At 61.9% G+C, this 22,909-nt stretch carries 15 protein-coding genes; 10 read left to right on the top strand and 5 right to left on the bottom strand.

Annotated elements, in window-relative coordinates; genetic code table 11:
• Positions 1-86: 86 nt before the first annotated feature.
• Positions 87-977, bottom strand: coding sequence for a hypothetical protein (locus tag AAC640_RS13740; protein WP_340267185.1), 891 nt, complete (start codon positions 975-977; stop codon positions 87-89).
• 88 nt (positions 978-1,065) lie between these two features.
• Here AAC640_RS13740 and AAC640_RS13735 point away from each other — a divergent pair, with 88 nt between their 5' ends.
• Entirely contained in the window at positions 1,066-2,373 is a 1,308-nt protein-coding gene (locus AAC640_RS13735) for an SLC13 family permease (protein ID WP_340267183.1), read from the top strand.
• A gap of 208 nt (positions 2,374-2,581) precedes the next feature.
• Here AAC640_RS13735 and AAC640_RS13730 read toward each other — a convergent pair whose 3' ends face one another.
• Both AAC640_RS13730 and AAC640_RS13725 read right to left on the bottom strand, forming a co-directional pair.
• On the bottom strand, positions 2,582-3,229 hold the full coding sequence (locus tag AAC640_RS13730; RefSeq protein WP_340267181.1) for an NAD(P)H-dependent oxidoreductase: 648 nt from the start codon (positions 3,227-3,229) through the stop codon (positions 2,582-2,584).
• A 188-nt stretch (positions 3,230-3,417) separates the two neighbouring features.
• Positions 3,418-4,242 (bottom strand): two-component system sensor histidine kinase NtrB, encoded by an 825-nt coding sequence (locus tag AAC640_RS13725; RefSeq protein ID WP_340267179.1) that lies wholly within the window; start codon positions 4,240-4,242, stop codon positions 3,418-3,420.
• Positions 4,243-4,693: 451 nt separating this feature from the next.
• Here AAC640_RS13725 and AAC640_RS13720 point away from each other — a divergent pair, with 451 nt between their 5' ends.
• The 7 genes from AAC640_RS13720 (at position 4,694) to AAC640_RS13690 (ending at position 10,068) form a co-directional block, all read left to right on the top strand.
• Complete coding sequence (locus tag AAC640_RS13720) at positions 4,694-5,428, top strand: RNA polymerase sigma factor (RefSeq protein WP_340267177.1); 735 nt, start codon at positions 4,694-4,696, stop codon at positions 5,426-5,428.
• A complete protein-coding gene (locus tag AAC640_RS13715; protein ID WP_340267175.1) occupies positions 5,409-5,984 on the top strand; it encodes a ferritin-like domain-containing protein in 576 nt (191 codons plus the stop codon). The genes AAC640_RS13720 and AAC640_RS13715 overlap by 20 nt, the downstream gene beginning before the upstream one ends.
• A 5-nt stretch (positions 5,985-5,989) precedes the next feature.
• Positions 5,990-6,394, top strand: a complete 405-nt coding sequence (locus tag AAC640_RS13710) for a c-type cytochrome (RefSeq protein ID WP_340267173.1) — start codon at positions 5,990-5,992, stop codon at positions 6,392-6,394.
• Positions 6,395-6,602: 208 nt separating this feature from the next.
• Positions 6,603-8,186 (top strand): FAD-dependent oxidoreductase, encoded by a 1,584-nt coding sequence (locus AAC640_RS13705; protein ID WP_340267171.1) that lies wholly within the window; start codon positions 6,603-6,605, stop codon positions 8,184-8,186.
• Between the two features lie 54 nt (positions 8,187-8,240).
• Positions 8,241-8,816, top strand: coding sequence for a hypothetical protein (locus AAC640_RS13700; protein WP_340267169.1), 576 nt, complete (start codon positions 8,241-8,243; stop codon positions 8,814-8,816).
• 60 nt (positions 8,817-8,876) lie between these two features.
• Positions 8,877-9,500, top strand: a complete 624-nt coding sequence (locus tag AAC640_RS13695) for a uracil-DNA glycosylase family protein (protein WP_340267167.1) — start codon at positions 8,877-8,879, stop codon at positions 9,498-9,500.
• A gap of 7 nt (positions 9,501-9,507) precedes the next feature.
• On the top strand, positions 9,508-10,068 hold the full coding sequence (locus tag AAC640_RS13690; RefSeq protein WP_340267165.1) for a DUF488 domain-containing protein: 561 nt from the start codon (positions 9,508-9,510) through the stop codon (positions 10,066-10,068).
• Here AAC640_RS13690 and pgm read toward each other — a convergent pair.
• Positions 10,065-11,798, bottom strand: coding sequence for a phosphoglucomutase (alpha-D-glucose-1,6-bisphosphate-dependent) (pgm, locus tag AAC640_RS13685; RefSeq protein WP_340267163.1), 1,734 nt, complete (start codon positions 11,796-11,798; stop codon positions 10,065-10,067). The two genes, AAC640_RS13690 and pgm, sit on opposite strands and share 4 nt — an antisense overlap.
• A 495-nt stretch (positions 11,799-12,293) precedes the next feature.
• Here pgm and AAC640_RS13680 point away from each other — a divergent pair, with 495 nt between their 5' ends.
• Both AAC640_RS13680 and AAC640_RS13675 read left to right on the top strand, forming a co-directional pair.
• Entirely contained in the window at positions 12,294-13,010 is a 717-nt protein-coding gene (locus AAC640_RS13680) for an RNA polymerase sigma factor (protein ID WP_340267161.1), read from the top strand.
• A gap of 173 nt (positions 13,011-13,183) precedes the next feature.
• On the top strand, positions 13,184-21,583 hold the full coding sequence (locus AAC640_RS13675; RefSeq protein WP_340267159.1) for a GH36-type glycosyl hydrolase domain-containing protein: 8,400 nt from the start codon (positions 13,184-13,186) through the stop codon (positions 21,581-21,583).
• 531 nt (positions 21,584-22,114) lie between these two features.
• Here the strand turns inward: AAC640_RS13675 and AAC640_RS13670 are convergent.
• Positions 22,115-22,903 (bottom strand): slipin family protein, encoded by a 789-nt coding sequence (locus AAC640_RS13670; RefSeq protein WP_340267303.1) that lies wholly within the window; start codon positions 22,901-22,903, stop codon positions 22,115-22,117.
• Positions 22,904-22,909: the final 6 nt, after the last annotated feature.

The raw sequence follows: 22,909 nt of genomic DNA, 5'->3' as shown, positions 1-22,909 counted from the left end.
CGCCCGGCCGACCCCGTTTTTGGGCGGACGCCTCCAGTCCCGATCGGTGGTGAAAGAGAGGCCGTCGGACCGCAAACTGCGGCCAATCAATCCGCTTGGATCGCGCTTCCCATCGACCAAACCGCCACGACATCGTCGCTGGCAGGGTTCTCAATGCGCAGCTCTTCGAATGCGACTGCGACCACGCAGATCGGCCGCTGCTCGCTACCTGCCGGCTGCATACAGCGTACCGGCCGGCCATCGGGCAGCTTGTCGAGACGTCCGACCAGTTTCAGGCGAAATCCCCGCGAGGTATTCAACTGCTCGGGAGCATACCGTTTCACAGCATCGAACGATCGCGGTGCGCGCACCGAGCCGTCCGAGGGGTCCGCCTGGAACTCCGCCACCGCCAGGGTCTGTCCCGGTAATGTCACCGGGCGAGCATCCGGAACCGCGACCTCGCCGGTATTTTCAGGACAAATCTCGGATAACGACCACGGCCGGCTTATCCAGAAGCCTTTCAGCGTCGGTTTCATCGCCGAGGAGTCGGCGAAGCCCCAGTCGTTCATGGACCATGTCGTCGGCGAGACGTGGACGCGCAGCGTCCGCCCCTCTGCATCGTAGCGCCAACTCAGGGGTGCGTTGGCGTCTATCGGCGAGGGCCCGTCACAGCCGAATGGAATTGCCAGTTCGACACGGCGCCCAACCAGCCCCAGAATATCCGCCGGAAATGGAATATGCGACGCCGAAACATCCGCCGCACGGCCGGCAAGCTCAATAAGTTCGGCCCGTTCCAGGACCTGCGGCTGCTCGGGTTCCAATCGGGCAGGCGCATCGGGCTCGGGCCGAACCGCAATCGGCGGGCTCGGTTGCGGAGAGCTCACCCGCCCAATGAGAAATCCAGCCGTGGCAATTGCGATCACGGCTACAAATGAACCGGCAATCACAAGGCGGCTTGTCCTGAGGCTCGGCTCCCGCATCCGCACGTTGATAGACAAGTGCAGGCCATGCCTCCAGACCCTATCGCAGCGCCGGCCGCCCAGCGGCCATTGACAGAACCCAGCCATCCTTCGAGGCACCTTGGCGATGACGATCGACCAGATTCTGACATTGCTGGTGCTCGCCGCGGTCGTAGCCATGCTGATCTGGGATCGGCTGCGCGCCGACGTCGTGGCCCTTGCCGGTGCTGCCACCCTGCTGATGGCTGGGGTCGTTCACCCCTCCGAGGTGCAAAGTGCGTTCGCCAGCCCCGCGATTATCACGCTGGCCTCGCTATTCGTGATTGCCTACGCGCTTGAACTCTCCGGGCTGCTCGACCGCGCGATCGCCGTAGGCGTAAAGCTTTGCAAGCGCAGGGGCTCAAAGGGTATTTGGCTGCTGCTCTCGATGATCGGGGGCGTATCATGCTTTCTCAACAGCACGCCCATCGTCGTGCTCGGCGCTCCGGTTATACGGGATGTCGCAAATGCACTCCGACAGTCTCCGAAACGATACCTGATACCCCTCTCCTACATCACGGTGCTGACGGGATGCTGCACGCTGATCGGCACTTCCACCAATCTGCTGGTCGACGACATGGCGCGGGTCGCCGGACAGCCTCGGTTTGGCATCTTCGAAATCACCCCGGTTGGCCTGCCCATAGCACTCGCGGGCGGACTGTACCTGTTCCTGGTCAGCGGACGCCTCCTAGGCAAACACGAGCATGAAGAGCGCGACAAGGACACGCCGCCGGTCGATCCATCACATATCGCCAGCGCCCAAGTCGGCGACGCAAGCCTGTTCGCGATCAAGCGACCACTCCAACCCGGCAAGGCCATCACCGCGCTCGGAGTGTTCGCCGGAGCGATCATCCTTGCGGCGCTGAATGTCGCACCAATCGCCGCTACCGCGTTCGCAGGAGCAGTGCTTCTCATCCTGGTGCGCGTCATCAGCGCGGACGAAGCCTATAGCGGGCTAAAGCCGGAGATCCTTATCCTCATCGCCGGCATGGTCGTTATCGGTATCGCCATGGAGAAAAGCGGTCTTGCCGAGCAGGCCTCACGGCTCCTGATTGACAACGTCCACGATCTCAGCCCGCTCGTGGCTCTCATTGTGCTTTACCTCATAACCATGGTTTTGACGGAGCTTCTCTCCAATGCGACGGTGGCCGTGCTGGTGACCCCGGTGGCGGTCGCCTTGGCCGAAAGCCTAGCGGTCAGTCCGCGTCCCTTTCTCGTCGCCGTGATGATGGCGGCCAGCGCGGCATTCGCCACGCCATTCGGCTACCAGACGAATGTCATCGTCTATCAGATGGCCGGCTATCGCTACATGGACTTCGTCCGTATTGGACTGCCGCTCAATCTCTTGACATGCGCCGTGGCGATCGTTGCTATCCAGGCCTTCTTTCCGTTTTGAGATTACCGCAGCCAGATGAGCCGCTGGGCTGAATTCGGTCCGCAAGCTGGACAAATCCACCCCGCCGATCACCCGCTACTCTCCGCGCGGATCCTCGCCAGGCCCCATACCGGCAGGTGTCGGCCAGATCAGAGCCTAGGCCAGGTGCGCCTTGCGGAGGCGCGGCAGATTGCGCGATTCATTCCAATCCCAAGTCCTATCTTCGGCTTCACGCAGACCCCTTCCTATTGCGGTCCCATCGGTCGGCGTTAGCTTCCGCGCATACGAGATCGGCGAGTTGATCGACCTCGGCCAATTGAGACGCAGCGTGGTGCTGGCCCATGCCTTCACTTATCGAATCGAGATGCAAGCGGTACGCCTTCTTGGCGCCAAAGACTTCGGCGATATAGCGATCGAAGATGGTGTGAAGCGCGCTGGGAATTCCCTTTTCGGCAAGCCACGCATCGCTCGAAGCCGAGGTCGATATCTGCACCAACCGAACATTGGCGAGCGGCTTCACCGCCTCCGCATGCTTTGCGAAGGACACGACGCTTCCCACAACTCGTTCGAGATACCCTTTAAGCATTGCCGGCGGCGCTCCGAACCAGACCGGATACACGAATACCAGCACGTCCAACCGCTGAAGCCTTTCGCACTCCGCAAGGTTCTCAGGGAGCGGCGAGAACCCGGATTTCCCGGGCTGCTCGTGAGCCTTGAGGATAGGGTCGAACCCTTCGCGGTAGAGGTCACGAAGGTTGCTGACCTGGCGATTTCCGTGTGCGCGCGCTTGCCAGCGTTCGGCGATGCTGGCGCAGAAACTGTCGGGATTTGGGTGCGCGAGAACGACCAGCTGGCTGACAGGCGGCGGGGATCCCAAGGCGACCTCCTCTAGAATTCATGGCGCTTAATGGCAGGCGAGGCCCGGTGGCGCGTTGGCTCCATCTACCGGAAGTTCTCGATCCAGGCCGGAACTGGCCGCGCAGTGGCCGCGACTCTGATTTGCAAAGCCGAGTGTACCTCCGCGCGCCATTCCGCTGCAACTCTCTGCGACTTCAACCGCGAGCGCTATAGGTGCTGGAACTCGGACCCGAAAACAGACGGGTTTGGCGCGCAATCATACGTCGGGGACAACGCCTCAGGCCGATCGCGCAAACTCGCTCCCACCGGGAAGAACAAATCGAATGTGCTGCCCGCGCCGATCGCACTGTCAATCTTCATGAAGCCGCCCGCCTGTTTCATGAATGCATCGACCTGAGGAATTCCCAGACCGGTGCCCTTCTCGGCCTTGGTCGTAAAAAACGGATCGAAGATCCTTTGCACGACACTCGCCGACATGCCCAATCCGTTGTCTCGGACTCGAACGCGGACAAAAGAGCCGGCATGCTGGCCTGGTTGTGCGGTCCAAGACACCAATTCCGTGGCGATTTCGATGACGCCCCCATCGGGCATCGCATCTCGCGCGTTGACGACAAGATTCATGATAGCCGAATTGAATTGCGGAGGATCGAAATCAAAATTCGGAACATCTGGATCCAACTCCAGGTCAATTCGAGTATCGGCTCCAGCCGCATACCCCAAAAGCGTTTCCAAATGCCGCAGAGCATCATTCACGTTTCCAGGATGGATATCGCAGTCGTGCCCACTCGCGAAATCCAGGAGTCGCTTTGTCATCCTCATCCCGCGCACCACCCCCTCTTGGGCTCCCGTGAGAAAGCTGTCTGACAAGTCGGGCTCGGATTCGTGTCGCTTCGCCAGGTTCAACCCCGCGGAAATCACGGCGAGGATGTTTCTGAAATCGTGCACAAAGCCTCGGCTCATCTGACCCAAAGCGATCATTTGCTGGATGGCAGGTGCACTCAGTTCTTGAGCGCTAAGCTCTTTATTGTTCACCGTCGCATCCTCGCATCCGCGAGACGGTCTAAAAGGAGTTTCGACCGGCATAACAGGATCCCTCCCGCCGTCTGATGCCCGGCGTGATCCGGGCAGCCCAATTCGCGCCATTAACGATGCGCGCTGGTTTAAGAGAAGTCTAAGTAATATTATTGCCTCTTGATATCAATTTTTTGATCTTATGGCGAAGCGCATCACGGCGCGGGCGATTAAGCCCACAGGGGCAGTCATCGCCACCCGCTCCCCGCCTATCTGACTAATTCGCAATCATCGGTCGCGCCAGGCGACGGACCTGGTGGCGGACTTAGCCATAGCCCGTCACCATTGCCTCGGATGTCGCCAACCTCGCGATGCCGCCAGCCGCGCCTTGCGGCCAACACGAATAATCCTCTGCCGCGCGGGAACCTTCGGCGACCAAATCCATCAAATGCGCGAAATGGAGGCACCGACGATGGGTCAACCGAAAGTTGATCTGCACGAATTGACCGACGTGGCCTTGGCTGCGCGGATCGCCGTCGGCGATGCTGATGCCGCCACGATCGTCATTCAACGAAACAACCAGCGCCTCTTTAGGGCCGCGTTCAGCATTCTATCCAATCGCTCCGAGGCCGAAGATGCCATGCAAAGCGCCTATCTGCGCGCTTTTGCCGGGATGGCCGCCTTCGGCGGACGATCATCGCTTTCCACATGGCTGACCCGAATTGTCATCAACGAAGCGCTCGGCCGCATCCGGGCGGCGCGGCGCAGAGAGGCTTGTTTTGATGGCAGCTCCGTACTGGCGCTCGATGAATACAGGGACAAGCTCATGCGCGGTTCCATTGGCGGAGGGCCGCCAGACCATGTTCTGGCTCGGCAACAGCTGCGCCAGATGCTCGAATCGGCGATCGCCGCCCTCCCTCGCGATTTTCGCCTGGTCTTCGTCCTGCGAGATATTGAAGGATTGAGCGTCGAAGAGGCCGCAGCGGCGCTCGAGGTTCCGCAGGCGACGGTAAAGACCCGGCATCTGCGCGCAAGGCGGCGGCTGCAGAAATTGCTCGATCCGGAAATCAGCACGGCCTTGCAGGGAACCTTCCCGTTCGCGGGCGGAGATTGCGGGACGCTGACCGCGCGCGTGCTGCAGCGGTTCCGAATGAAGCCACGAATAATCGCAATGGAGAAACAGGAAGATGACCAATTTCCCAAGTAGCAACCGCCGTTCGATCCTCGCCGGTGGCGTGACCACGCTTTCTGCAGCCGGGCTTGTTGCCCTATTGGGCAGCAGCCTTCCCGCTGAGGCCAAGCGGCCAAACCGGCCGGGGCAGGACGTGCAACTCCTCAATGCCGCCCTTGCGCTGGAACACGAAGGGATCGCCGCCTACCAGATAGCCGCAGAGAGCGGCCTGCTATCAGCGGATGTTCTCAAGGTGGGCATCACATTTCAGAGCCACCACAAGACCCATCGCGACGATCTGGCAGCGGCGATCCGACGCCTCGGTGGGCAAGCTGCGACCAGCAAGTCGATCGCTGAATACGCCTCTGCCCTGGGCGCTGCGGCTTTGAAAACCCAAAACGACGTCCTCAAGCTTGCGCTGCAACTCGAGCGCGGCGCCGCAAACGCCTATCTGGGCCTAATTCCGTCGCTCGAGGCGACCGAGTTCCATCTGCTATCCGCGCGTATGGCCGGGGACGAAGCCTTCCATGCAGCGATCCTTGGGAATGTCTTGAACGAGCCAATTCCGCAGAAGGCACCCATTTTCGGATAAGCCACATGGCTCGATTAACCATCCGAACAATGACGGGCGCGCTCGCACTCGGCGTCGCAATGGCGACCGGTAGCGCGCTGGTCGCAGGAACCCGGCCTCCGCACGGCGATGCCGCGCGGGGGGCGGACCTGTATCGGGCGAAATGTGGAGGCTGCCATTCCCTCGACAGCAATCGAGCCGGCCCCGCGCATCGAGGGGTTATCGGCCGGCGGGCGGGGAGCGCTCCCGGCTTTCGCTATTCAAAAGCGCTGGCCTCGTCGCGCATTGTCTGGACCCCGGCCAATCTCGATCGTTGGCTGACAGCGCCGACGCTCATGGTACCAGGCACGTCGATGGGGTTTCGCCTTGGTTCGCCGCAAGATCGCGCCGATGTCATTGCCTATCTCGCGCGGGACGCTTCCTCCCGTTGAGGGCAACACATCAGCCCCGTACGTCATTTGGTCGCCGCTGAGTTTCGTGGGCCCGACTGCGAGCGACCAGGGCACGCCGCATAGATCGGCTTGAACGCGAATTATCGGGAACGAATTCGGCCAGGCGCGATCCAATAGTGAGGGGTGCAATCGACGCCTGCTGCATTGGGCATCAGGCAAGCGTGCCGCCGGCGCGAAGGAGCATCGCATGAGCACCGAAACATCAGCATTGTCCGGGCCCGACCTCACCCTTGGCACTCCTCTTTCGGCACTTCCCGAAGGAGCCATGCTGCAGGGGCATGCAGGCGGGGAACCCGTCCTGCTTGTCCGACGCGCCGGCCGCCTGTTCGCCGTTGGCGCGTTCTGCACGCACTATGGCGCGCCGCTTGTTGGCGGTCTTGTTGTCGATGAGACGATCCGATGCCCATGGCACCATGCCTGCTTCGACTTGCGCACGGGCGGAGTGCTCCGCGCTCCGGCGCGTGATCCGTTGCCGCAGTGGCGGGTGGAGGAGGCGCTTGATGTCGCATATGTGCGCGAGAAGCTGGGTGGGTGGACGGCTCCTGTTTTGGGCGACCGCAACGGGTTGCCGGCATCGGTCGTCATTGTCGGGGGCGGCGCGGCAGGCAACGCGGCGGCGGAAACGCTTCGCAGGGAGGGATACGCCGGCACGATCACGCTACTGAGCGCCGACGATGCTTTGCCGTGCGATCGGCCTAATCTTTCCAAAAACTATCTTGCCGGGACGGCCTCAGAGGACTGGATCCCGCTTCGGTCAGCCGAATTCTACCAGAAGCACGAAATCGACGTGCGTCTCAGTGCCTCCGTGACCTCGCTCGACATCGCCGCTCGACAAGTGATTTTGGCAGACGGTAGCCGCTGCGCCTACGATGCCCTCCTCCTCGCCACCGGGGCGAGCCCGGTTCATCTCGATATTCCCGGCTCCTCCCTCCCGCATGTGCACTATCTGCGCACCGTCGGCGACAGCCGCAACCTCGTAGCCGATGCGGTCGCCGCGAAGCGCGCTGTCGTCATTGGCGCGAGCTTCATCGGCCTCGAGGTCGCCGCGTCGCTTCGCGCCCGCGGCATCGAGGTGCATGTCGTCGGCAGGGATATGGTTCTGATGGAGGCCGTCCTGGGGCCGGAGATCGGAACGTTTCTCCAAACCCTGCACGAAAGTCATGGCGTCACCTTCCACCTCGATACGGCCGCCACCAAGATCGACCAAAGTCAGGTGACGCTCGCGACGGGCGAAAGCCTAGAGGCCGATCTGGTCGTCATCGGGATCGGTGTGCATGCGGAGACGAAGCTGGCGGAAAAGGCGGGCCTCACCATCGATCGCGGCGTGTCGGTGAACGAGTTTCTGGAAACGAGCGCCCCCGATGTGTTCGCCGCGGGCGACATCGCGCGCTGGCCCGATTTCCTCACGGGCGAAAACATCCGCGTGGAGCATTTCGTCGTTGCCGAGCGCCAAGGGGAAACCGCCGCACGCAACATCTTGGGCCGCCGTGAGCGATTTGCAGCGATCCCCTTCTTCTGGACCGAGCAATATGATCTCGGGATCGCCTATGTCGGGCATGGTGCCGGCTGGGATGACATCGAGGTGGATGGCGATTTGCAGGAGCGGAATTGCACGATCATTTTTCGGCGTCGCGGACAGAAACTCGCGGTCGCTTTGATCCACCGGGATCTCGAAGGCCTGCACGCCGAGCTCGAATTCGAGAGATCGGCCGATCGACGCGGAGGCCGACCTGACCCCGGCGCTCCGGCGCTGCTGTCGGCGGGCAGCTAGAAACGCCCAACGAAATTTGGGGGCCTGATTATGCAAGGATTTGGAGGAACGGCGATGGAGATCGATCAGGCTGGCGAGGTATCGCGAGAAGCAGTCGGCATTTTTCACAGCTCGCTGGGGCTGCAAGACGCAATCGACGAGCTGCTGAGCTCGGGATTTCACAGATCCGAGCTCAGCCTGCTGGCAAGCGAACGCGCGGTGGAGGAGAAACTGGGCCATCGATATTCGAGGGTTGATGTTCTCGCCGACGATCCCGATGTGCCCCGCGCCGCCTTCGTATCGATTGAAGCGATTGGCGATGCTGAGGGCGGCATCATCGGAGGGCTCGTTTACGTCGGAGCGCTCGCCGCGGTGGGGGCCGTCGTGGCCACGGGCGGAACCCTGCTCGCTGTTATCGCTGGGGCCGCGCTTGCCGGAAGTGCCGGCGGCCTCATCGGTTCGGTGCTCGCCAAACGGCTCGGCGAGCATCATGCGGAGTATCTCCAGGAGCAGATTGTGCGGGGCGGCCTGTTGCTGTGGGTGCGCACCCGGGATCCCGCCAGCGAAAAGCGCGCCATCGAGATTCTCAAGAAGCATTCGGCGGACAAGGTTCATCTTCACATGCTCCCGCTCAAGGCGGAGGCGGCCTGACGAGGGTTGACCACCGAGCACTGCGGTCGCCCACGGACCACGACCGACCTTGGAGTTCACGTGACCGAGCTGGAATCATTGTTGTCGGAAGTCCGGGCTTGCCGTGCATGCGGCGACCTCCTGCCGCTCGGCCCGAGGCCCGTCCTACAAATGTCGGCTACCGCGCGAATCCTCGTCGCCAGCCAAGCCCCGGGCACCAAGGTCCACGCAAGCGGCGTTCCATTTTCCGACGCGTCTGGCGACCGGTTGCGCGATTGGATGGGAATGACACCGGATCAATTCTATGACGCAACAAATGTCGCCATTGTTCCAATGGGCCTTTGCTATCCGGGACGCGGGGCTAGCGGCGATGCGCCGCCGCGCCCGGAATGCGCGCGCCAATGGCGCGAGCGGCTGCTCGGAGCGATGCCTGATCTGCGCCTGACCCTTCTGGTCGGAAGCTATGCGCAAAATCATGTGCTAGGCCCGGGCACCGTTACCGAGCGGGTCTACGGTTTCTCAAGTTACCTCCCGAGATACTTCCCCCTCCCGCACCCGTCGTGGCGCGCGGCAATCTGGGCGCAAAAGCACCCTTGGTTCGACGAAGAAGTCCTCCCGGCACTGCGCGCCGCGATCCGGCGGTCCTGGCCGGAGCTGAACGACCCCGAACAGCTTCGCAATAGCGCGGCAAGCTTGGATCGGTGACCGTCCGATGGCTGCCACACATCCAATCTTCACGATCGGGCATTCGACGAAGCCGATCGCGGCCTTCGTCGAACTGCTAAGTGTCGGGAAGGTGGCGAGCGTCGTGGATATCCGCAGCATCTCGCGCTCGCGCGCCAACCCGCAATATAATCGCGATGTCCTACCGGCTGCTCTCGCCTCCTGTCAGATCGGCTACGACGAGATTCCTCAATTGGGCGGACTGCGCAAGAAATCCAAAACCATTCCGCCCGACGTCAACGGCTTTTGGACCAATCGGAGTTTCCACAATTACGCGGACTATGCCTTGTCGGCCGAGTTCCGGACGGGCCTGGATCGTCTGCTCGAACTCGCCGCCAGCCGCCGCTGCGCAATCATGTGCGCGGAAGCGGTCTGGTGGCGATGTCACCGCAGGATCGTCGCCGACTATCTGCTTCATCTCAACAGGGAGGTCTTCCACCTGATGGGGAGATCCCACGCTGAACCGGCCGTGATGACCGCTGCTGCACGCTTCGAGGCGGACGATCTGGTTTACCCCGCCCTTCCACACGGGCCGAGTTCGCCCACCTAGCCAGGGCGCTCGCCGGCCACCTCTCCCTCGCCAAAAAGCTCTTCGACGATCACCGCGGCATCACGTTGGATCGCGACCAGATGCTCGGCGCTGCGAAAGCTCTCCGCGTAGAGCTTGTAAATAGCCTCGGTGCCGGACGGGCGTGCGGCAAACCAGCCACCTGCGGTCGAGACCTTGATGCCGCCGAACGAGGCCCCGCCATCGTGCGCGGCGGTCAGCTTTGTTGCGATCCGATCACCCGCCAGCTCAGTGGCTCGGATCTGAGCGGCTGAGACGCCGCGCAGCAAATCCATTTGCTCCGGCGCCGCCGGCGCGTCGGTCCGTTCGTACCATGTCTTGCCGAATTCGTGGGTCAGGCCCTCATAGACCTGGGCCGGATCGCGGCCCGAGCAGGCCGTTATTTCGGCCCCCAGCAGACAAAGCGCTAAACCGTCCTTGTCGGTCGTCCAGACCGAGCCGTCGCGCCGAAGCAGCGAAGCGCCCGCACTTTCCTCGCCAGCAAAGCCAAGCGTGCCAGAATACAGCCCATTGACAAACCATTTGAATCCGACCGGGACTTCGACGAGCTTGCGACCCAGCCGAGCCGCGATGCGATCGATCATGGCGCTGCTCACCATCGTTTTGCCGATCCCGCAGCGCTCCCCCCACTCGGGGCGATGCTCGAACAAATAGGCGATCGCTGAAGCCAAATAGTGATTGGGCTTCATCAAGCCGCCGCCCGGTGTGACAATTCCGTGGCGGTCGGCATCGGTATCGTTGCCAACGGCAAGGTCAAACCGATCGCGCATTTCGATCAGCCGCGACATTGCGTAGGGCGACGAGCAATCCATCCGGATTTTTCCGTCCCAATCCGCGGTCATGAAGCCGAACGTGGGATCAATATTGGTTTCGACGACCGTGCCATTGAGGCCGTAGCGCTCGATGATCTCCATCCAGTAGCGGACACTGGCGCCGCCGAGAGGGTCAATGCCCAGTGACAATCCCGACGCCTTGATCGCCGCCATGTCGATCACACCAGCAAGATCGCCGATGTAGTGGCGCAAATAGTTGTGGCCACGCGAACAGGATGAACGTCTCGCGCGCTGGTAGGGAACACGCCCGACATTGCGAACTCCGCTTTCAAGTAACCGGTTCGCGGTCCCCTCGATCCAGTCCGTGATTGCCGAGCCGGCGGGCCCTCCCCTCGGCGGATTGTACTTGAACCCGCCGTCCTCTGGGGGATTGTGCGAAGGTGTGAGGACAACGCCGTCGGCAAGCCCTTCCGTACGCCCCCGATTGTAGGCGAGGATGGCGTGCGAAATGACGGGTGTGGGCGTATAGCCGCCGTCAACGTCGATCATCGTCACGACGTCGTTGGCGACAAACACTTCCAACGCGGTTTCGAACGCCGGCCGCGAGAGGGCGTGGGTGTCGATCCCGAGAAACAGTGGCCCGTCGATTCCTTGCCGCTTGCGATAGAGGCAGGTCGATTGAGCGATAGCGATAATGTGCGCCTCGTTGAACGAGGTTCGCAATGCGGAGCCCCGATGGCCCGAGGTGCCGAAATGGACGCGCTGCGACGCCTGCGATAGGTCCGGAACCCCCGCAAAATAGGCATCGACAAGATCCTCGGGACGGATCAGCCGAGAAGCGTCGAGCAGCTTTCCAGCTGCAGGGTCCACGCCAGCCCCAATCATGGCTGCGTCGAACCTGAGTTTTTGGACGGGCCGATTAATATCAACATTTTTCATCTCAAGGTGAAATAATATTCATTTGCTACATAGTAATAGCAGGAAGATGATGAGGGTTGCAACAAAGGGTTGGAAGCGATCGCCCAAGCACTCGCAAACCGCTCTCTTTGAAAACCCGAGCGATCGGAATGAATGTTGAAAGTGCAATGACCAGTTTCCTAACTGTTCGGCGCCTGGGAATTCATCCGGGCAGCAGCACCGCACGCTCCCTCGCTCTGGGCCGTCTCGTCCACTAACCGACGAGGTGCCCAGGGCAACTTTCCGCTGCGACGAAAGATCGTCCGGCTGACGCGAAATCAGGCTTTCGCAACTTTCGCTTGTTGTGAAACGCCCAACTCTCGGTCCGGAACGGTTGATCGCCACGCTCGCCGCACCCCGTCGTCGGATGCGCGTTTGAATGGAGGCAATCGTGCTCGATTATTTTGCTGCCGGCGCCTGTCATCGGATCAATTGCAAAAGGGTGCGCTGGTCCGCCGTGCTACTCAGGGGCTTTGCATGACCGCGCAGAGGGAAGCTCACCACGAAAGCCGCTCTGACATCGAGTTGGCTGCGGCCATCGCCCACCGAGATCCTGCGGCGCTTCGCCTGGTCATGCGCCGCAATGATCAGCGACTGCTTCGAACCGCGTGGCGGATTTTGCGGAATCGCGACGACGCCGAAGATGCCGTGCAGAGCGCCTACCTCAACGCATTCGCTGGCATCGGCGGCTTTGCGGGGAGATCGACGCTTTCGACTTGGTTGACCCGCATCGTCACCAACGCCGCCCTCGCGCAGGCCCGCCGCCTCGGCCAACGGCGCGCGTGGCTCGACGAGAACAGGGCGTCCATACGGGACGATTACAGCGAAAACCTGATGCGCGGGTCGATGCCCGGCTCTCCCGAGCGTGCGTTCGCATGTCGCCAGATCAAAGAGTTCATCGACGATGCGATCGATCAACTGCCGGTCCAATTCCGCACGGTCTTCGTGCTGCGGCAGATCGAGGAACTCGACGTTGGCGAAGTCGCCGAAACGCTCGGCATCAACGTCGCGACCGTCAAGACCCGGCACCTGCGCGCGAAGAGGAGACTTCAGCGCGCCCTAGCCTCCAAGCTCGGAAAGGCAGTGGCGGACATCTTGCCGTTCACCAGCGAAGCGCATGAACGATCGGCCTCTCTATCGCTGCGTACCTTGATGCATCGTGATTGGCCCGAGACCCAGGTGGGTGCGTCATGAGCCGGAAGCATGGTGAGGTCACTAGGGCGAGACCGTCCACATGGACTTTTGACGTCGCGCATCTCTTCGGGAGACTGGTGAACCGCGCGGCGCCAAAACCACCATGGGATGACACGGCCGCCATTCGCGAACCGATCTTCAGCCTCGAGCGCTTGGAGGAGCATGCGCAAAGCTTGGCGCTCACACAGGCCGTCAAGCCTAGCCGGCAGCTGGGCCATCCCTTGCTCGACCGGCTTGCAGCCAACGAAGCGAGCTTGATCGCTTCGTACCGTTCCATCTGTTCTGCGGTCGAGGACAAGGCGGCCATCACCCCGGCCGCAGAATGGCTCATCGACAACTTCCACCTTGTCGAACGCCAGATCCGAGAGGTCCGGCTCGATCTTCCACCACGCTACTACCGACAATTGCCCAAGCTCGCCGATGGTCCTTTCGCAGGCTTGCCAAGAGTCTTCGGCCTCGTATGGGCGTTCGTCGCGCACACCGACAGTCGCTTCGACAGCACCACTTGGTGCGCCTTCATCCGCGCCTACCAGGAAGTGCAGCCGCTAACGATCGGGGAGCTGTGGGCCTCCGCAATCACGTTGCGTGTCATCCTGATTGAGAACCTTCGGCGGATCGCAGAGCGGATAGTCTACAGCCGAGACGAACGCCGCATGGCGGATGAGATCGCCGACCGGCTGTTGAGCGCCTCCGGCGCCGACCAGTCGGAAGACGGCTTGATTGACCTACTCGGTCCGGCCGCGCCCTCAGACGCACTGGCGCTTCAGCTGATCCATCGGCTGAGGGATCAGAACCCAGCCCTCACCGCCATGCTCGGTCGCCTCGATCAGCGCCTCGCTGAGGACGGCCGGACAATGGACAGCGCTATCCATGATGAGCAGGAAAGGCAGATCGCGGCGAATGTGACGGTGCGAAACATCATCACCAGCATGCGGCACATTTCTGATGTGGACTGGGCCGTCATCTTCGAACGCGTTTCTCTGGTCGATCCCATGCTCGCCAAAGGCTGCGATTTCGCCGGCATGGATTTTGCGACACGCAACCTCTACCGCACATCGGTCGAGCAGCTCGCCCGCGGGTCGGACTATGACGAGGTGGAGGTCGCACGCCGCGCGGCCGAAGCCGCGGCCGCCGCGACCGAACCCCGGCACAAGGATCCAGGCTACTATCTGACCGCAGAAGGCCGACCGAAGTTCGAAGCCGCCATGGGCTTCCGGCCGCCCTTGTGGACGATCGTCAGCCGCGCCTACCGGGCCCTCGGCGTCGGAGGCTACGCAGGCGCGGGAGCACTCGTCGCATTGCTGCTGCTCGGATTCCCGGTCCTTTTCCATATCGAAGCGAGCATGGATTGGATCTTGCTCGGCGTGCTCGGGCTGCTGGGCACAGTGCCGGCGATCGATTCAGCGGTGTCGCTCGTGAACCAAGGCGTCACCCGCCAATTCGGCGTGACGCAGATCCCCGGTCTGGAACTCCGCAACGGGGTGCCCAGCCATCTGCGCACCCTCGTAGTCGTTCCAACGCTGCTAACCCGCCCCCAAGCGATCATCGAGCAAGTCGAGCGGTTGGAAATCCATCATCTCGCGAGCGTGAGCGGCGACATCCAGTTCGCGCTCCTCTCGGACTGGCCCGATGCGGCAAACGAGTCGATCGAGGGCGACGAGATTCTGTTGCAGACGGCGATCGACGCCGTCGCCGGTCTGAACCGCCGACATCCGCCGGCGCCCGGTGGTGACAGATTCCTGCTGTTCCATCGCCGCCGCGTCTGGAACGAGAGCCAGCGCCTGTGGATCGGATGGGAACGCAAGCGCGGCAAGCTCCATGAGCTCAACCGGCTGCTCTGCGGCTCCGATGATACGACTTTCGTGGGCCTCGACGGGCGGCGGCCGACGGCGCCCGAGGGCGTTCGCTATGTCATCACTCTCGACGCAGACACGCGCCTTCCCCCGGATACTGTCCGGCGGCTGATCGGCAAGATGGCCCATCCCTTGAACGAACCGGTCATCGATCCCGTCACGCGCCGTGTCATCGCGGGCTACTCCATTCTTCAGCCACGCGTGACCCCTAACCTTCCCGTCGGAGACGAAGGCTCGGCATATCAGCGCGTCTTTTCCAGTCCCAACGGCATCGATCCCTATTCCGCAGCCGTTTCTGACGTTTATCAGGACCTTTTCGGCGAAGGCTCCTACGCTGGGAAGGGCATCTACGCGGTTGTCGCGTTTGAGACCGTGCTTGCCGATCGCGTGCCCGACTCCACCCTGCTCAGCCACGATCTATTCGAAGGCGTATTCGGCCGCGCTGGTCTCGCCTCCGACGTAGAAGTCGTCGAATCCTACCCGGCCCGCTATGACGTCGCATCGCTGCGCTACCATCGTTGGGCTCGGGGCGACTGGCAATTGCTGCCGTGGATTCTTGGCTGGAACACACTCCTCGGGAAATCCCGGCGCATGCCCGCCAAGATGCCGGCAAGCGGCCGCTGGAAGATGGTCGACAATCTACGGCGGTCGGTCACGCCTTTGACGTGCGTCCTGGCGCTGTTGGCGGGCTGGGCATTGCCGTTCGAAGCCGCCGTGGTTTGGACACTGTTCTTCCTGGCGATGATCGCCTTGCCGAGCCTGTCGCCGGTCCTGGCCGCCGCCGGAGCCAGGCATCCCGGCATCCGCACGAGGGCGCATTTCGCGAGAACCCTCTCCGATCTTGGCAGCGCACTCTCGCAGATTCTGCTGATCGTGATACTCCTCGCGCATCAAGCATGGCTGATGGCCGATGCGGTCATTCGCACTCTAATTCGATTGTTCATCACCCGGCGGAATCTCCTGCAGTGGACCCCGGCGGCCCAGGCGACGATCGGCTCCGATCCGACTATCGGCGCTTATTACAGGTGGATGGCGGGCGCGGTCGTGACCGGCGCCCTCGCAATCGCGGGAACGGGCCTCTTTGGCGATCGAACGGTATATCTGGCCGCACCCTTCGCGATCCTTTGGATCATTTCCCCTGCGGTCGCGCGATGGGTGAGCCGGCCATCGAGCGCGGTGGCAGAGCCTCTATTGGCGGAGCGCGATCGGCAGGCGCTTCGACTGACTGCTCGGCGTACCTGGCGCTATTTCGAGACCTTCGTCACCGCGAACGACCACATGCTTCCTCCGGACAATTTCCAGGAGGCGCCATCGCCGGTTCTCGCCAGGCGCACTTCCCCGACTAATATAGGCCTTTATCTCTTGTCGACAGCGAGCGCGCACGATTTTGGCTGGATCGGCACGCTGGATATGATCGAGCGGCTCGAAGCGACGACGACGACCATGGCCCATCTCGATCGGTACCGCGGTCATTTCTACAACTGGTATGACACGGAAAGTCTGCGCGCGCTCGATCCGCAATACGTGTCATCTGTCGATAGCGGCAATCTGGCGGGCCATCTCATCGCGCTCGCCGGCGCCTGCGAGGATTGGAGCAGGCGGCCCCTTGTCGATGCGAAGCGTATTGCAGGTATCGTCGACGCGCTTTCGCTCGTGCGGGAAGAAGTCGACACGCTTCGGGACCGCCGACGCACCGAGACTGTCACTTGGCGTCAGCTCGATGAAGCGGTGGCACTCATTCTCGCGCAGATCAGTCCTCTCCACGGCGGATCTCTAGCCGCTCGCCTCGACCGGCTCGCAGCACCGGCCGAACTTCTCGTCGATGTTGCCAAAGCATTCGCGGTCGAGCGCGGCGAGGATGCTGCCGATATTCTCTTCTGGGCACAGGCGGTATGCCATTCGATCGCCAGCCACCAACGCGACCTTTCCGCCGACGACGATCTCGCGCCGCGCTTAGCGGCCATCGGCCGCACGGCGCGTGAGATGGCAATGACCATGGAGTTCGGTTTCCTCTTGAATGAAGAGCGACAGCTCCTTTCCGTCGGATTCGTCGTCCGCGATGGCGCATTGGACGAAAGCTGCTACGATCTGCTCGCGTCAGAAGCCCGTCTCGCCAGCTTCATCGCTATCGCCAAGGGAGACCTACCCGCCCGGCATTGGTTCCGGCTTGGCCATGGCGTCACTCCAGTCGCCGGCGGCTCGGCCTTGCTGTCCTGGTCCGGCTCGATGTTCGAGTACCTCATGCCGGCCCTGATCATGCGCGCACCGAGCGAAAGCATTATTGGCCGAACTAATCGAGCCATAATCCGCAGACAGATCGAATATGCCAAAGCGCTGGCGATGCCCTGGGGCATTTCCGAGTCCGCGTACAATGCTCGCGACCTGCATCTCACCTATCAATATTCCAACTTCGGCATTCCGGGCCTGGGACTCAAACGCGGCCTGGGTGAGGACGCGGTGGTCGCACCCTACGCTACCGCGCTTGCCGCGATAATCGATCCGGTTGCCGCGGCACGCAATTTCAGACGTTTAGCAGATTACGGCGCCTGCGGTCGGTTCGGATACTTCGAAGCGCTCGACTTCACACCGCGCCGACTGTCGGATGGGCAGAACGTTGCGGTCGTCCAAGCCTTCATGGCCCATCACCAGGGCATGACCGTCGTCGCGCTTGCCGACACTCTGCTTGGCGGGTTGATGCGCAAACGGTTCCATGCCGCCCCCCTCGTGCGCGCGGCCGAATTGCTCCTGCACGAACGCATGCCCCGCGAGATCGCAGCGCCACCGTCGTGGGCGAGCGACGCCAAGCCCGACACCAAGATCCGCGAGTTCGCAGCGATGGCTGCCTGGCGGCAAGTCGACCCCCATGCGGTCTCCCCGGCTACGCATCTCCTGTCCAATGGACGCTACAGTGTCATGCTTACAGCCGCCGGATCGGGGTACAGCCGCTGGCGCGACTTGGCCGTCACGCGGTGGCGCGAGGACGCTACCTGCGATGACTGGGGCTCGTACATCTATCTGCGAGATGTCGAGAGCGACATGCTGTGGTCAGCAACCTACCAGCCGACATGCGCTGAGCCAGATCATTATTCCGTCGAGTTCAGCGAGGAGCGGGCGACGTTTTCACGCCAGGACGGCGATCTCCATACGACGCTCGAGGTGGTCGTCTCGACCGAGGACGACGCCGAGGTCCGCCGTCTCACGCTCACTAACAATGGCAAGCGACCAAGAGAGATTGAAGTCACGACGTACGCAGAAATCGCCATTGCCCCCCAATCGGCGGATATCGCCCATCCCGTCTTCTCGAAACTCTTTGTCGAAACCGAATATGTCGCGCGCTTCGGCGCGATCCTGGCCACACGTCGGCGTCGTTCGCCGGACGAAACCGAAATCTGGGCCGCGCATCACTCCGTCGCCTCGGGAGAGGGCGTGGGGAATGCCGATTTCGAGACCGACCGCGCGCGCTTTCTCGGTCGGGGGCTTGGCCTTCGTTCCCCAGCAGCAGCTATAGATGGCCGCCTCCTGTCGCGTTCGACTGGCGCGGTCCTTGATCCCGTCTTCGTCCTGCGCAGGCGGGTACGCCTCGGCCCCGGCGCTGCCGTGCGCATCGACTTCTGGACGGTTGTGGCGGATTCGCGGGAAAACCTGCTCGATGCAATCGATAAAACCAATGACATCAGTGCGTTCGACCGGGCCGTAACGCTTGCCTGGACACAGGGACAAATTCAGCTCCATCACCTGGGCATCGAACGCGACGAGGCAAACGAGTTCCAGCGCCTCGCCGGCCATCTCATATTTGCCGGGTCTTCTCTGCGGCCGTCTTCGGATGTGATAATCCGGGGCGCAGGCTCGCAATCAGGCCTCTGGCCTCAAAGCATTTCGGGCGACCTGCCGATCATCCTGCTGCGCGTCGCAAACGTCGAGGACATAGGCCTCGTGCATCAACTGCTACAGGCCATGGAATATTGGCGAAGCCGCCGGCTCGAAGTCGATCTTGTCATTCTCAATGAACGAGCTTCCTCCTATGTCCAGGACTTGCAAGCTGCGCTTGAAAACACTCTGCGCACCAGCCAAGCTCGCCCACCGGCCTCCGAGGAAGGCGTGACGGGGCAGGTGTTCATCCTCCGGGCCGACCTTGTTTCGCCCGACACCTGCGCCTTGCTCGCATCTGCCGCGCGGGTACGCCTGAGCGGGGACGGCGGCGGTCTCGTCGAGCAACTCAACCGCATCAAGCAGCCTATCCCTCCCCTCCTCCCGCGGCGTAAGATCGCAGTCCCAAGCGCGTCCCCCCCGGAGGCTGGGCCAGGACCCAAACTCGAATATTTCAACGGGATCGGGGGTTTCGCGGAAGAAGGCAGCCAATATGTCGTCACCCTCGGCCCTGGCCAATCGACACCCGCGCCGTGGATCAACGTCATTTCCAACCCCAGCTTCGGGTTTCAGGTCTCGGCGGAGGGTTGCGGCTTTACCTGGTCGGTCAACAGCCGCGAGCATCAGCTAACTCCTTGGTCCAACGATCCCGTCAGCGACCGTTCCGGCGAAGCAATTTATCTGCGAGACGAGGACACGGGCGATCTCTGGTGCCCGACCGCGCTTCCCATTCGCGACGACATGGGGGTCTACGTCGCTCGCCATGGTTGGGGTTACAGCCGGTTCGAGCATGCCGCGCGCGGCATAGTATCGGAGCTGATCACCTACGTGCCCTCGGCAGATCCGATCAGGATCACGCGCTTGAAGCTTCGCAACGACACAAAGCGTCCGCGCCGCTTGTCGGTCACAACCTATGTGGAGTGGGTGCTTGGCACATCGCGCGCGGCTGCGGCTCCATATGTTTACACCCAGATCGACCCGCTCACAGGGGCCATGTTCGCTCGCAATCCGTGGAACGCGGCTTTCGCCGATCGGGTGGCGTTTCTCGACATGGGCGGTCGACAGAAGAGTTGGACGGCGGACCGCCGCGAATTCATCGGCCGCAATGGCTGCCTGTCCGATCCCGCCGGACTGTCCGTGACCGGACCCTTGTCAGGCGCGGTCGGCGCCGGCCTCGACCCATGCGGCGCGATGACAACAACCATCGAGCTCGCGCCGGGAGCAGAAACCGAGATCGTGATGTTTCTCGGCGATGCCGGCGGGGCGGATGAGGCTGCCGCGCTGGTTACCCGCTATCGCCGCGCGGATCTCGACGCCGAACTGGCCGCGATCCGGGAACAGTGGGAAGAACGTCTCGGCATTGTGCGAGTCAAGACGCCGGACCGCTCCATGGATATCATGCTCAACGGCTGGCTGCTCTACCAAACAATCGCATGCCGGCTCTGGGCCAGGTCGGGCTTCTATCAAGCGAGCGGTGCTTATGGCTTTCGCGATCAGCTCCAGGACGGGATGGCGCTTGCCGCCATCGCTCCGTCCATGGCGCGAGAACACCTGTTGCGCGCCGCAGGCCGTCAATTCGCCGAGGGCGACGTCCAGCACTGGTGGCTCCCACATTCAGGCCAGGGCGTCCGCACCCGGATCTCCGACGACCGGCTCTGGCTGGCCTTTTGCGTCGCACATTATCTCGACGCCTCCGGCGATGCTTCGCTTCTCGATGAGATCGTTCCATTTTTGGATGGGCCGCGATTGAAGCACGAGGAGCAGGACAGCTTCTTCGCCCCCACGGTCTCGGACCGAACAGCAAGCGTTTACGAGCACTGTGCGCTGGCGCTCGACGCCAGCCTGGCACGGGGTGCTCACGGTCTCCCTTTGATCGGAAGCGGCGACTGGAATGACGGCATGAACCGGGTCGGCGAAGGCGGGAAGGGTGAGAGCGTCTGGCTCGCATGGTTGTCGCACATCTCTCTTACCGCATTTGCGGCGATAGCGGAGGCGCGGAGCGACGAGGCGCGCGCGTCGAAATGGCGAGACGAGGCTTCGGCGCTGCAGGAGGCGCTGGAAGGAAATGCCTGGGACGGGGCTTGGTATCGGCGAGCATGGTTTGACGACGGAACCGCGATCGGTTCGGCGACAAGCGAGGAATGCCGGATTGATTCCATTGCACAATCCTGGGCGGTCATTTCGGGCGTAGCGAGCCCCGAGCGCGCTAGAAAGGCTATGGCGGCAGTCGAGCGAGAGCTCATCCGCGACGATGAAGGGCTGGCCTTGCTGTTCACCCCGCCCTTCGATCGGATCCCCCACGATCCTGGCTACATCAAAGGATATCCGCCGGGCATCCGCGAGAATGGCGGCCAATATACGCACGGCGCCATCTGGTCGGTCATCGCCCTCGCACGGCTCGGCGAAGGAGGAAAGGCAGCGGGTCTCTTTTCGCTGCTCAACCCGATCAACCATGCCCGCAGCCGCTCGGACCTTCGCCGTTACAAGGTCGAGCCGTATGTCATCGCAGCTGATGTTTATGCGGCGGCGGATCACCTGGGTCGCGGTGGCTGGACCTGGTACACGGGCTCGGCCGCCTGGCTGTATCGCGCCGGAATGGAAGAGATATTGGGTTTGCGTTTAGACGGGTCGTCGCTCCGTCTCGATCCTTGCATTCCAAACGGCTGGCCGGGCTTCGAACTCGCTTTGCGCCGCGGATCAACGCGCTTCGCCATTCGTGTCGACAACCCCGACGGTGTCGCCAAGGGGATAGCCTCAGCGTCGATGGATGGTACCCGCGTCACCGAGCGGCCGCTCCGCTTCGATCTGCCAGATGACGGCAAGAGTCACGAGGTCCTGGTGACAATGGGTTAAACGATGTCGGGCGCGATAGTCGTTCGAAATAGGAATGCATGGCACGGGCTGCCCCAGCTTCGTCAGCGAGACGCCGGGTGACGAGCTCGCACAATCACCCGAGGCGAAACGCTCCATAAGGCGATATCTGAGAACATCGCGCTTTGCTTGGCGGACATTCGCGTGCAACCCACTATCTGCACCTCTGACAGTAAAGGTACTGAGGAACGGCACGCGCAAGACCTATAAGGATTTGCCGCACAGCGGGTGCCACACCCAACCCGAGACCGTGAATGCCGGCATACTCGCTTTCATTCGCGGGGAGGAACTGCTCTCTGACCAGCAATCGCCACAGGCGGGCCGGCCCAACCGATTGGGCTCGCAGTCGAGCAGGGCTCGACCATAACGTAATCATTCCCAGGAGCTATGTGCTTGGGCTCATGTTCAACGATGGGACTGCGGTCACCGAGAATGTCGCGATCCTCAATCTCGTGCGAGCGCTAGCTGAAGAAAGTCAGCCGAATTCAACAGGCGCCGAACCGTGACTGCTCTTCACTGGGTGGATTTTTGCTTCGTTGGTTCGCCCAAGACAGACCTCAGTAGGTCCTTCATATCTATCGGGAATGGGAAGACGATGGTGTTGCTCCGCTCGTTCGCAATCACGTTCAACGTTGATAGATAGCGAAGCTGCATCGCCTCTGGCCGTTGGGCGAGGATCTCGGCGGCCTCAAGCAACTTCTGTGCAGCTTGCTGCTCGCCCTCGGCGTTGATCACCTTGGCGCGACGCTCGCGCTCTGCTTCGGCTTGCCGGGCGATCGCCCGCACCATGGACTCGTCTATGTCGACATGTTTGATTTCTACGTTTGCGACCTTGATGCCCCATGCGTCTGTCTGAGCATCGAGAATTTCCTGCACGTCAGCATTTAGCTTATCGCGTTCGGCAAGCATCTCGTCGAGTTCGTGCTTACCAAGCACCGAACGAAGAGTCGTTTGGGCAAGCTCACTTGTTGCCTGCATGAAGTTCTCGACCTGAATCGTTGCGCGCTCAGCGTCAACGACCCGAAAGTAGATCACAGCATTCACCTTCACGGATACGTTATCGCGCGAAATCACATCTTGCGTGGGCACACTATGAACAATCGTCCGCAGATCCATCCGGACCATTTGCTGTACCAGGGGCACGAGCAGAATAATGCCCGGACCCTTTACGCCAGTAAAACGGCCCAATGTGAAAACCACGCCTCGTTCATATTCCCGTAAAATTCGGACGGCGGAGGCGACGAGCACGAGTAGGAAGACGGCTGCCGGAACGTAAAAGACAAGGTTGCCCAAACTGTCCATCTCAAT

The sequence above is a fragment of the Sphingobium mellinum genome (assembly GCF_037860795.1).
Taxonomy (GTDB): Bacteria; Pseudomonadota; Alphaproteobacteria; order Sphingomonadales; family Sphingomonadaceae; genus Sphingobium; species Sphingobium mellinum.
The sequence above is the reverse complement of the archived record's forward strand: the minus strand, read 5'-3'. Positions and strand labels throughout refer to the sequence as shown.

Bases quoted from the DNA above. Each gene is read 5' to 3' on its own strand.
- AAC640_RS13735 (WP_340267183.1), top strand. From the start codon at position 1,066: ATGACGATCGACCAGATTCTGACATTGCTGGTGCTCGCCGCGGTCGTA.
- AAC640_RS13720 (WP_340267177.1), top strand. From the start codon at position 4,694: ATGGGTCAACCGAAAGTTGATCTGCACGAATTGACCGACGTGGCCTTG.
- AAC640_RS13690 (WP_340267165.1), top strand. From the start codon at position 9,508: ATGGCTGCCACACATCCAATCTTCACGATCGGGCATTCGACGAAGCCG.
- AAC640_RS13710 (WP_340267173.1), top strand. From the start codon at position 5,990: ATGGCTCGATTAACCATCCGAACAATGACGGGCGCGCTCGCACTCGGC.
- AAC640_RS13670 (WP_340267303.1), bottom strand. From the start codon at position 22,903: ATGGACAGTTTGGGCAACCTTGTCTTTTACGTTCCGGCAGCCGTCTTC.
- AAC640_RS13705 (WP_340267171.1), top strand. From the start codon at position 6,603: ATGAGCACCGAAACATCAGCATTGTCCGGGCCCGACCTCACCCTTGGC.
- pgm (WP_340267163.1), bottom strand. From the start codon at position 11,798: ATGAAAAATGTTGATATTAATCGGCCCGTCCAAAAACTCAGGTTCGAC.
- AAC640_RS13715 (WP_340267175.1), top strand. From the start codon at position 5,409: ATGACCAATTTCCCAAGTAGCAACCGCCGTTCGATCCTCGCCGGTGGC.
- AAC640_RS13680 (WP_340267161.1), top strand. From the start codon at position 12,294: ATGACCGCGCAGAGGGAAGCTCACCACGAAAGCCGCTCTGACATCGAG.
- AAC640_RS13700 (WP_340267169.1), top strand. From the start codon at position 8,241: ATGGAGATCGATCAGGCTGGCGAGGTATCGCGAGAAGCAGTCGGCATT.